Annotated in this window: 9 protein-coding genes; all 9 read left to right on the top strand. The window is 70.9% G+C overall.

Annotated elements, in window-relative coordinates:
• Positions 1 to 174: 174 nt before the first annotated feature.
• The 9 genes from ligA (at position 175) to ABIC47_RS15415 (ending at position 11,303) form a co-directional block, all read left to right on the top strand.
• Positions 175 to 2,433: an NAD-dependent DNA ligase LigA gene (gene ligA / locus ABIC47_RS15455; RefSeq protein ID WP_354481699.1), complete on the top strand. Its 2,259-nt coding sequence runs from the start codon at positions 175 to 177 to the stop codon at positions 2,431 to 2,433.
• A gap of 235 nt (positions 2,434 to 2,668) precedes the next feature.
• Positions 2,669 to 3,970, top strand: a complete 1,302-nt coding sequence (locus ABIC47_RS15450) for an alpha/beta hydrolase (RefSeq protein ID WP_354481696.1) — start codon at positions 2,669 to 2,671, stop codon at positions 3,968 to 3,970.
• Between the two features lie 53 nt (positions 3,971 to 4,023).
• Positions 4,024 to 5,781, top strand: a complete 1,758-nt coding sequence (locus ABIC47_RS15445) for an alkaline phosphatase family protein (RefSeq protein ID WP_354481693.1) — start codon at positions 4,024 to 4,026, stop codon at positions 5,779 to 5,781.
• Positions 5,782 to 5,846: 65 nt separating this feature from the next.
• Positions 5,847 to 6,158 (top strand): Asp-tRNA(Asn)/Glu-tRNA(Gln) amidotransferase subunit GatC, encoded by a 312-nt coding sequence (gatC, locus tag ABIC47_RS15440; protein ID WP_018190728.1) that lies wholly within the window; start codon positions 5,847 to 5,849, stop codon positions 6,156 to 6,158.
• 6 nt (positions 6,159 to 6,164) lie between these two features.
• Positions 6,165 to 7,712, top strand: coding sequence for an Asp-tRNA(Asn)/Glu-tRNA(Gln) amidotransferase subunit GatA (gene gatA, locus ABIC47_RS15435; protein WP_018190729.1), 1,548 nt, complete (start codon positions 6,165 to 6,167; stop codon positions 7,710 to 7,712).
• Positions 7,712 to 9,232 carry an Asp-tRNA(Asn)/Glu-tRNA(Gln) amidotransferase subunit GatB gene (gene gatB, locus ABIC47_RS15430; RefSeq protein ID WP_018190730.1) on the top strand — a complete coding sequence of 507 codons (1,521 nt, stop codon included), beginning with the start codon at positions 7,712 to 7,714 and terminating at the stop codon, positions 9,230 to 9,232. Before gatA ends, gatB begins: the two co-directional genes overlap by 1 nt.
• An 8-nt stretch (positions 9,233 to 9,240) precedes the next feature.
• The gene (locus ABIC47_RS15425) at positions 9,241 to 9,813 is read left to right on the top strand and encodes a GNAT family N-acetyltransferase (RefSeq protein ID WP_354481690.1); all 573 of its coding nucleotides are present in this window, start codon (positions 9,241 to 9,243) and stop codon (positions 9,811 to 9,813) included.
• A gap of 4 nt (positions 9,814 to 9,817) precedes the next feature.
• Positions 9,818 to 10,372, top strand: coding sequence for a YbaK/EbsC family protein (locus tag ABIC47_RS15420; protein ID WP_089875498.1), 555 nt, complete (start codon positions 9,818 to 9,820; stop codon positions 10,370 to 10,372).
• A 10-nt stretch (positions 10,373 to 10,382) separates the two neighbouring features.
• Positions 10,383 to 11,303, top strand: a complete 921-nt coding sequence (locus ABIC47_RS15415; protein ID WP_354481688.1) for an oxygenase MpaB family protein — start codon at positions 10,383 to 10,385, stop codon at positions 11,301 to 11,303.
• Positions 11,304 to 11,325: the final 22 nt, after the last annotated feature.

Below are 11,325 nucleotides of genomic sequence, written 5' to 3'. Positions count from 1 at the left end.
GCCCCGCCCCCCCCGCCCCCGCCGCCCCCCCCCCCCCGCCGGCCCGCCCGCCACCTGGGCCCGGGGCGACGGCGTTTCGCGTGCAAAGTTCGCGGACTCGACGGTGGGCGGAAGCCGCGAGGGGAGACGGAGGGCGGAGGCCGCGGCGTCGGAGGTCGCGAATAAGCTTGGGGGGTGGCGATCGAGACGACGACCGACGACCAGCTCGCGGAAGCGCGAGCCGAGGCGCAGCAGCTGACGACACGCATCCTGGAGCTCCGGGACGCGTACTACGAGCGCGACACGGTGCTCGTCAGCGACGAGGAGTACGACCGCATGATGCGGCGGCTCGAAGAGCTGGAGCGGCTGCATCCGGAGCTCCAGTCGCAGGACAGCCCGACGCAGACGGTCGGCGGCCGCGCCCAGACGACCCTGTTCGCGCCGGTGCAGCATGCCGAGCGGATGCTCAGCCTCGACAACGTCTTCTCGCTGGAGGAGTTCGAGGCGTGGGCTGCGAAGGTCGAGCGTGACGCCGGCCGGCGCGTCGACTACCTGTGCGAGCTCAAGATCGACGGCCTGGCGATCAACCTGCGTTACGAGAACGGCGTGCTCGTCACGGCGGCCACCCGCGGCGACGGCGTGGTCGGCGAGGACGTGACCGAGAACATCCGTTGGATCCCGGCGATCCCGGCTCGACTCGCCACCGACGACCCCCCGGCGCTCGTGGAGGTGCGTGGCGAGGTCTTCTTCCCGGTGGCCGAGTTCGAGGAGCTCAACGCGCACCAGCAGGAAGCGGGCGAGCGCGTGTTCGCCAACGCCCGCAACGCGGCGAGCGGTTCGCTCCGGCAGAAGGCCGAGGGCAAGAACCCCGCGCAGCTGGAACTCATGCGCAACCGCCTGCGCCGCCTCCACATGCTCGTCCACGGCATCGGCGCCTGGAACAACCCGCCCGTCGATGCGCAGTCGAAGGTCTACGACCTGCTGAAGGGATGGGGCCTCCCGACCTCAACGCACTACCGGGTCGTCGACGAGGTGAAGAAGGTCGACGAGTTCATCGAGTACTACGGCCAGCACCGCGGCGCGGTCGAGCACGAGATCGACGGCATCGTCATCAAGGTGGACGAGCTGGCGCTGCACGACGAGCTGGGCGCCACGAGCCGTGCGCCTCGCTGGGCCATCGCGTACAAGTACCCGCCGGAGCAGGTGAACACCAAGCTGCTCGACATCGTCGTCAGCGTCGGTCGCACCGGCCGGGCGACGCCGTTCGCCGTCATGGAGAAGGTGCGCGTCGCCGGGTCCGAGGTGCGCCAGGCCACCCTGCACAACCAGGAGGTCGTCAAGGCGAAGGGCGTGCTCATCGGCGACACCGTCGTGCTGCGCAAGGCGGGGGATGTGATCCCCGAGGTCTTGGGCCCGGTGGTCGAGCTGCGCGACGGCACGGAGCGCGAGTTCGTCATGCCCGAGAACTGCCCCGAGTGCGGCACGCGTCTCGCGCCCGCCAAGGAGGGCGACATCGACCTGCGCTGCCCCAACGCCGAGTTCTGCCCGGCGCAGGTGCGCGGCCGGGTCGAGCACATCGGCTCGCGCGGCGCCCTCGACATCGAGGCGCTCGGCGAGGTCGCGGCTGCAGCACTGACCCAGCCGCGCTTCCCCGCGGAGCCGCCGCTCCCGACCGAGGCCGGCCTGTTCGGGCTGACCCTCGCCGACCTGTTCCCGATCGAGGTCGTGGTGCGGGATTCGGAGACCGGGCTGCCGAAATTGACCGACGCGGGGGAGGAGAAGGTAGACACTCCGTTCCGCCGTCGCCGCCAGAAGAAGGACGGCGAGTTCGACCCGGCTGCGGAGGAGTTCTTCGGCGACGAACTGTACGTCCCGTCCAAGAACGCGGTCGAGCTGCTCGCCAACCTCGCTGCGGCCCGCGAGAAGCCGCTCTGGCGCATCCTGGTCGCCCTGAACATCCGCCACGTCGGCCCGGTGGCGGCCCGCGCGCTCGCGAACCACTTCGGATCGCTCGACGCGATCCGGTCCGCCTCGCGCGATGAGCTGGCCGCGGTGGATGGCGTCGGCGGCATCATCGCGGACGCCGTCCTCGCCTGGTTCGAGGTCGACTGGCACCGCGAGATCGTGGAGAAATGGGCCGCGGACGGCGTGCAGTTCACCACGCCGGGGCACCCCGGTCCTGGCCGAGCGGATGACGCGGGCGGCGTGCTCGCGGGCCTAACGATCGTGGCGACCGGGTCGCTCGAGGGCTTCACCCGGGAGGGTGCCCAGGAGGCGATCATCGCTGCGGGAGGCAAGGCGGCATCCAGTGTCTCGAAGAAGACGGATTTCGTCGCCGCGGGGCCGGGCGCGGGGTCGAAACTCGCCAAGGCGGAGGAGCTCGGCGTGCGCATCATCGACGCCGCCCAATTCAAGACGCTGGTCGAAGAAGGGCCCGCAGCACTCGATTTGTGACGTTTTCGGTCCTCCATCTCGCGGACAGGAGAGAAATTCTCCCCCTGAATCGGGGGTAGAACGGCTCGCCGTCGGCCACCCGTTCATGGGTAGAGTCAATATGTGCGCTCCCCCCGGACGCACACGCAAAAGGGCTTAGCTCGCTCGCTCTCGGAGGGACCCGGACGGAGTGCTGGTCGGCTTTGCAGCTGTTCTCACTGTTACCTCGGCGGTCTCCGGACTGACTGGGGTTTCCGTGCTGCCCGCAGACACCCCGGCGGCACCCATCTCGGCGGTCTCGTACGCGTCCGTCCCGGCCCTGAACACCTCCGCTTCCGGCCCCGTCTCGGACGTCCCCGCCGGCCCTGCGGCCCGCTCGGCGTCGACCGCATTCCTCGGCGCCATCGCCAGCGTGGACGCCTCGGCTCTGCCGTCCTTCCTCGACGCCAACCGCGCGAAGCTCGACGCGCTCCTCCTCGACGCGCCGGCGGCGGTGGATGTGAGCCGCCTCTGGAACCTGATCGACCCCGACAAGCAGAAGGCGCTGATCGAGGCCGCACCGCACGTCATCGGCAACCTGGAGGGCGTCCCGTACGACGTCCGGGGTCGCGCGAACACCGTCGACCTCAAGCAGACGATGGCGAGCATCACCAAGACACTCAAGACGGAGCACGGGCGCGCGGAGCGTGTGGCCCTGCAGCGCCAGCTCGACACCCTGCACAACGTCTCGACCGCGCTCTCGAAGCACGACGGGGTCAAGCGGACGTTGGTGACCCTCGATCCGTCGGCCGACGCGAAGGCCGCGATCGTCGTCGGCGACATCCGCACGGCGAAGTACGTGAGCGTGCTGGTGCCCGGGATGTACATGTCCGTCGGCGAGCAGATCGAGTCGTGGGCGAAGGTCGCCCAGGAGCAGTACGACCTGCAGACCGGGTTCCTGCGCCGCGTCCTCGGTCCGCGCGGCAACGGGGGATCGCCGGGCGTCGCCGTCGTCGCGTGGATCGGCTACCAGACGCCCGTGCTCACCAACATCGGCGGGACCGCCTTGGCGGAGCAGGGGGCCGACAGCCTGGAGCGCACGCTCGAGGGCATCCGGGCGCTCCGCGGAGCCGACCAGCCGTACCTGAGCGTCTTCGCCCACTCCTACGGCTCCACGGCCGCCCTGATGGCGCTCGAACGGCACACCGTCACGGTGGATGCGCTGGCGCTGATGGGATCGCCGGGGAGTGCCGCGCAGTCGGTCGCCGGACTCGCGGTGAGCAACGGGAACGTGTTCGTCGGCGAGGCCCCGATGGATCCGATTGTCAACAGCGCCTTCTTCGGCAGCGACCCCGGCTCGCCGGGGTACGGCGCGAAGCCGATGGGGGTGGGCGGCGCCGTCGACCCGCTGACGCATGCGTCGCTGGCCGGTTCGACCGGTCACAACGAGTACTTCACCGCGGGGACCGAGTGCATGCGCAACCTGTCCATGATCGGCATCGACCGCGGCGACCTGGTGATCAGCGGGACGACGTCGGGCGTCTCTGACCCGAAGGCCGTCGCGGCGTCCTCGCGCTGAGCGCATCCTGAGCCTCCGCCCTGTTGTCGGCGGCGGAGCACATAATGGATGGGATGCGACCGGACGACGACCCTTCCCCCACGCAGCGGGGATCGAGCCGCCGCGCCTTCCTGAAGGGCGCCGGCCTGGTGGCCGCCGGTGCGGTCGCGGGCGGCGCGGCCGGCGGTGCGGCGGGCGCGAGTCTCGGCGCCGCAGCGGGCCGCACCTCTCCGACCGCGGACGAGTCCGGCGAGGAGTACCCGCCGCTTCCTCCGCGCGGCGACGGGCCGGGGTTCGACCACCTGGTCGTGCTGATGTACGAGAACCGCTCCTTCGACAACCTGCTCGGCCATCTCTACGACGAGGGGACCCTGCCGAAGGGCGAGCGGTTCGAGGGGCTGGCGTTCGGCGACTACAGCAACCCGGACCCGGCGGGCGGGCCTGACATCCCCGCGCACATCTACCAGGGCACCACCGACTTCGTGATGCGCCAGCCGTCGCCCGACCCCGGCGAGGTCTACCCGCACGTCAACACGCAGCTGTACGACGTCGTCGACCCGCCGTCGAACGCCGATGCGCGGGTGCGCGAGATGCAGCCGCCCTACAACGCACCGCCTCCGGGAGCGCGGCCGGGCATGCGCGGCTTCGTGCGCGATTACATGGGCGTGCTCCGCAAGGACACCGGTCGCGAACCGGCGGTGGACGACTACCGTCGCGTGATGGGCGGATTCTCGCCCGACATGCTCCCGGTCTTCTCGACCCTGGCGCGCCAGTTCGCGGTCTACGACGACTGGCACTGCGCCGTTCCCTCGCAGACGTTCTGCAACCGGTCGTTCTTCAACGCCTCCACCTCGCACGGATACGTCGACAACGGCGGCGCCGAGGGGCTGCGCAAGTGGTTCGACCCGAAGAACGACGCGCCGACCATCTTCAACCGGTTGGAGGAGGCGGGTCGCAGCTGGCGGGTCTACTTCGACGACCGCCAGCTGATCTCCCTGACCGGATTCATCCACGCCCCCGCGCTGGAGCCCTACTGGAAGACGCATTTCCGGACGATGTCGCAGTTCTACGCGGATGTGGCCGAAGGAACACTGCCGGACTACGCCTTCGTCGAGCCGCGGCTGCTCTACGACCACAACGACATGCATCCCCCGGGCGGCCCGATGACGGGGGAGGACGTGGCCGGCGAGGTCGTCGTCGGAGGCGCGATCTCGGACGTCCGTGCGGGCGACCTCCTGCTGCACAAGGTCTATTCGGCCATCCGCTCCGCGCGCAGCGCGAAGGGTTCCAACGCGCTCAACACCCTGCTGCTGGTGACGTTCGACGAGCATGGCGGCACCTACGACCACGTCCCGCCGGGTCCGGCTACGCCGCCGGACGACAGCGGCCCGGGCGAGAACGGCTTCGGCTTCGACCGTCTCGGCGTGCGTGTGCCCGCCATCGCGATCTCGGCGTACACGGCGCGCAACACGATCATCCACGAGGAGATGCACCACTCGGCGGTCGTCGCGACACTGTGCAAGAAGTTCGGGATGAGGCACCTCACCGAGCGCGATCGCGGCGGCAGGACGATCGACAACGCGATCAACCGCACGACACCGCGGCAGCCGGGCACCTGGCCGGACACGCATCCCCAGTACCTCCCGGCGAACCCGGAGTCCGACGCGCCGGCGCCGGAGGACGAGGACCGTCCGCTCAGCCCGCCGGGCATCGGCCTCGTCGGTCTGCTGATGGCACGCTACGGCGCGCCGGGCGCGGCGGTGCCGCGGACCTACAAGGAGGCGTACCAAGCGGTCAACGGGCTGGGGCGCGGGCTGTTCGGCGCGCCCTAGAATCGATAGGGCGGGCCGCGACGCGAGCTCCCGTCACCCCAACACCGAATCCACGGAGACGCACCTTGTCTGAAACCAGCGCAAGCGAGATCAGCGCAGAGCAGGTCGCGCACCTGGCGAACCTCGCCAGGATCGACCTCAGCCCGGAAGAGCTCGAGAGCCTCACGAAGGAGCTCGGCCAGATCGTCGAGTCCGTCGCGAAGGTCCAGGAGGTGGCCGGGCCCGACGTCCCGGCGACCAGTCACCCGCTCCCGCTCACCAATGTGTTCCGGAAGGACGAGGTCCGGCCGTCGCTGACCGTTGAACAGGCGCTGTCCGGTGCTCCCGAGCGCGAGGGCGACCGCTTCAAGGTGCCCACCATCCTGGACGAGGAGTAGGACGACATGACCGACCTGATCAGGCTTTCCGCCTCCGCCCTCGCCGAGAAGCTCGCCGCGGGCGAGGTCTCCTCTGTCGAGGCCGTCCGCGCCCACCTCGACCGCATCGAGTCCGTCGACGCGGACGTGCACGCGTTCCTGCACGTCGCCGGCGAGAAGGCGATCCGTACCGCCGCCGAGATCGACGGCCGCCGTGCGGCGGGCGACCCGCTCGGCCCGCTCGCCGGTGTGCCGATCGCGATCAAGGACGTCCTGGCAACGGAGGACATGCCGTCGACCTCCGGCTCGAAGATCCTCGAGGGCTGGATCCCGCCCTACGACGCCACCGTCGTCCGGCGGCTGCGCGAGGCCGACCTCGTGCCGCTCGGCAAGACGAACATGGACGAGTTCGCCATGGGCTCCTCGACGGAGCACTCGGCGTACGGGCCGACCCGCAACCCGTGGGACCTGGAGCGCATCCCCGGTGGATCGGGTGGAGGCTCGGCCGCGGCCGTCTCCGCCTTCGAGGCCCCGCTCGCGCTCGGTTCCGACACCGGCGGCTCGATCCGCCAGCCCGCCGCGGTGACCGGCTCGGTCGGCGTGAAGCCGACGTACGGCGGCGTCAGCCGGTACGGCGCGATCGCCCTGGCGAGCTCGCTCGATCAGGTGGGCCCCGTGTCCCGCAGCGTGCTCGACGCCGGCCTGCTGCACGACGTGATCGCCGGTCACGACCCGCTCGACTCCACCTCGCTGGCCGACACCTGGCCGTCGATGGCCGATGCCGCCCGCGCCGGACACCGGGACGGGGCGCTGAAGGGCGTCCGTGTCGGCGTCATCCGCGAGATCGCCGGCGACGGCTTCCAGTCGGGCGTCAAGCAGCGCTTCGACGAGGCGCTCGCTCTGCTCGAGTCCGCGGGGGCCGAGATCGTCGAGGTCAGCGCTCCGAGCTTCGAGTACGCGGTCTCGGCGTACTACCTGATCCTCCCGGCGGAGGCCTCGAGCAACCTGGCGCGCTTCGACTCGGTGCGCTTCGGTCTGCGCGTCAACCCGGCCGACCCGCCGGTGACCGTCGAGCGCGTGATGGCGGCGACCCGCGACGCCGGCTTCGGCCCGGAGGTCAAGCGGCGCATCATCCTGGGCACCTACGCCCTGAGCGCCGGCTACTACGACGCCTACTACGGCAGCGCGCAGAAGGTGCGCACGCTCATCCAGCGCGACTTCTCCGCCGCGTTCGAGAAGGTGGATGTGCTGGTCAGCCCGAGCGCGCCGACCACCGCCTTCAAGCTGGGCGAGAAGATCGACGACCCGATGGCGATGTACCTGAACGACATCACCACCATCCCGGCGAACCTGGCCGGCGTTCCGGGCATGGGCCTGCCGATCGGCCTCGCACCGGAGGACGGGCTGCCGGTCGGCATGCAGCTGATGGCGCCCGCCCGTGCAGATGCCCGCCTCTACACGTTCGGGGCGGCGCTCGAGCAGCTGCTCGAGCAGAAGTGGGGTGGCACGCTGCTCAGCCAGGCGCCGGATCTGAGCGCCACCGAGATGTTCGCGAGCGAAGAGGGAGCCGTCTGATGGCGAACGCCACTGCCCACACAGCGGAGCTGATGGACTACGAGAAGGCGCTCGAACTGTTCGAGCCCGTTCTCGGCTTCGAGGTCCACGTCGAGCTGAACACCAAGACCAAGATGTTCTGCGGCTGCGCCAACGAGTTCGGCTCGGGCGCCAACACGAACACCTGCCCGACCTGCCTCGGGCTCCCGGGCGGCATGCCGCAGGTGAACGAGAAGGCCATCGAGTCGAGCATCCGGCTCGGGCTCGCCCTCGGCTGCGACATCGCCGAGTCGAGCCGGTTCGCGCGGAAGAACTACTTCTACCCGGACCTGGCCAAGAACTTCCAGACCTCGCAGTACGACGAGCCGATCGCGCACGACGGATCGATCACCATCGAGCTGGAGAACGGCCGCGAGCTGACGATCGAGATCGAGCGCGCGCACATGGAGGAGGACGCGGGCAAGCTGACCCACGTCGGCGGCGCCACCGGCCGCATCCAGGGCGCCGACTACTCCCTGGTCGACTTCAACCGCGGCGGTGTGCCGCTCGTCGAGATCGTCACCAAGATCATCGAGGGCGCCGAGGCGGACGCGCCGGAGGTCGGCCGCACGTATGTGCGCGCCATCCGCGACATCGTGAAGGCGCTCGGCGTCTCGAACGCCCGCATGGAGGAGGGGAACGTGCGCTGCGACGCCAACGTCTCCCTGCGCCGCCGTGGGTCGACGGAGCTCGGCACGCGCACTGAGACGAAGAACGTGAACTCGCTGCGCTCCATCGAGCGGGCGGTCCGCTACGAGATCCAGCGCCAGGCCGCGATCCTCGAGGCGGGCGGCACCATCGTGCAGGAGACGCGCCACTGGCACGAGGACTCCGGCACGACGAGCGCCGGCCGCCCCAAGTCGGACGCCGACGACTACCGCTACTTCCCGGAGCCCGACCTCGTGCCGGTCGCCCCGGCCCGCGAATGGATCGAAGAGCTCCGCGGCACGCTCCCTGAGCAGCCGTCGCTGCGCCGCAAGCGCCTGACCGCCGAGTGGGGCTTCACGGCTCTCGAGTTCCAGGACGTCGCCAACGCCGACCTTCTGGACGAGGTCGAGGCCACGATCGCCGCCGGCGCCGACCCTGCCGCCGCCCGAAAATGGTGGACCGGCGAGATCGCCCGTCTCGCGAACGCGCAGAACGTTCCGGCGGGAACGCTGGTCAGCCCGCAGAACGTCGCCGAACTTGCCGCACTGATCGAGGCGGGGACGCTCACCGACCGCCTGGCTCGCCAGGTGCTCGAGGGCGTCATCGCGGGGGAGGGACGGCCCCAGGAGGTCGTCGATGCCCGCGGCCTCGCGGTGGTTTCCGACGACGGCGCGCTGATCGCGGCCATCGACGAGGCGCTGGCGTCGCAGCCGGATGTGCTCGCGAAGATCCGCGACGGCAAGGTGCAGGCCGCCGGAGCCGTCATCGGCGCCGTCATGAAGGCGATGCGCGGCCAGGCGGATGCGGCACGCGTGCGCGAGCTGGTGCTCGAGCGCGCGAGCGCAACGGAGTAGCCAGGCCCGTGGGCGGCATCCTCGTCGAACGGGTGACGGCGGAGAGTGCGGAAGCCGACGCCTCCGCACTGTCCGCCGTGCTCGCCGAGACGGTGGAGGGCGGCGCGAGCGTCGGCTGGATCGTGCCGCCGTCGCCCGAGGAGGCGACCGCCTGGTGGCGCGCGTTGTTCGCGGATGCGGGAGCCACGACGTGGGTCGCCCGCGAGCCGGACGGGCGCACCGTCGGCACGATCACGCTGCTGCGTTCCCCCAAGCCGAACGGTCCTCACCGCGGGGAGGTCGTCAAGCTCATGGTGCATCCCGCCGCCCGCGGCCGCGGTGTCGCACCCGCGTTGATGGCGGCGCTCGAACGGCACGCGGAGCAGACCGGGCTGACCCTCCTCGTGCTCGACACGGAGACCGGCAGCCTGGCGGAGACGCTGTACCGCCGGTGGGGCTGGAGCGCGGTCGGCAGCATCCCGGACTTCGCCGTCAGCCCGTCCGGACTGCTCGGCGGCACGACGATCATGTACAAGCGTCTGGGCCCGGCGGCCCCGGCTCCGGAGCTGTTTGCGGACTCCCAGGCGGCGCGTGCAGAGTAGGCGCATGGGCGTCTTCACTCTCGGCGGTCTGACCTCCGCACCGGCCTCCTCCCGCACCGACCTCCTCGCTCCGGCCACCCTCGAAGCGCTCGAGGCGCTCGGCTGGCTGGATGAGGTGGGCATCGTCGAGATCGACCCCGACGTGTCCGACACGTCCGCGACGCGCGATCAGTTCGGTCTGGATGCCGCCGACCTCGCCAACTGCGTGGTGGTCGCGGGCAAGCGCGAGGGCGTGGAGCGGATCGCCGCGTGCGTCGTCCTGTCGACCACCCGGGCGGACGTCAACAACACCGTCAAGCGCTTCCTGGACGTGCGCAAGGCGTCCTTCCTGCCGATGGACCGCGCCGTGGAGCTGACCGGCATGGAGTACGGCGGGATCACCCCGATCGGCCTTCCCGCCGGCTGGCCGGTGCTCGTCGACGCGCGCGTGATCGACGACGGCGTGGTGATCATCGGGTCCGGCGTCCGCCGCTCCAAGATCCTTCTCCCCGGCCGCCTGCTCGGGGAGCTGCCCGACGCGCAGGTCATCGACGGTCTCGGCCTCGAGATCCCGGGATGAGCGTGGCCGCATGACCGGAGCCGCCGTCGAACGGGTCCTCGCACCCGTCCGCTCACGTCTGATCGAGACCCTGGCCGGGCGATCGGATGAGGTGCCCGCCTGGATCCTACGGCTGGAGGACGGCGAGGACGAGGGCTTCTTCGGTCCCGACAGCGCTGCCTGGGCGGTGCACGGCGGCATGCCGACGCTCGTCGCCGGGGTGCGCGCCCTGCTGCTTCAGGCCCTGCACCCGGGAGCCCTAGCCGGAGTGCGCGACTTCTCCCGCTACCGGGAGGACCCGCTCGGCCGGCTTGCGGGGACCATCCAATGGATCCACACCGTCACGTTCGGCAGCCGGGGACAGGCCGTCGCGGGGAGTGAGATGGTACGGTCTCTGCACCGCCGGGTCACCGGCACCTACGTCGACGGGCACGGCGTCGAGCGGCCGTACTCGGCCAACGACCCCGACCTCGCCCGCTGGGTGCACCTCGCCTTCACCGACGCGTTCCTGACGGCGCACGAGCACTGGGGCGGTCCCATCCCGGGCGGAGCGGACGGTTACGTGGCCGAGTGGGCCACGGCGGCGGAGCTCATGGGGGTGCCGGATGCTCCGCGATCCGCAGCGGCGTTGCGGGCCGAGATCGACGCGGTCAGCGACGCGGGGGAGCTGCGCGGTGGTCCGGAGGTCGAGGAGATCGTGCGGTTCATCCGCCGGGCTCCGCTCCGCCGCACGCTGCGACCGTCGTACCGCATCGTGTTCCGTGCCGCCGTGTCCACGCTCGGACCGCGGCACCGCGACCTCCTCGGGCTGCCGACCACGGCGGCCGAGCGCGTGCTTCCGCTCCACGGTGCGACCTCTGCGGTGCTCGCCGGGGCCCGCACTCTGCTCGGTCCGCAGCCGCAGGCGGAGCTGGCGGCACGGCGACGGCTTGCCCGGCTCGGCGCGGCCTGACCCGCGCAGCCTGACCCGCGCA

Origin of the sequence: Leifsonia sp. 563, assembly GCF_040545055.1 — a bacterium.
In the GTDB taxonomy this organism is placed as follows: domain Bacteria; phylum Actinomycetota; class Actinomycetes; order Actinomycetales; family Microbacteriaceae; genus Leifsonia.
This window is presented reverse-complemented; position numbering and strand designations above follow the sequence as displayed.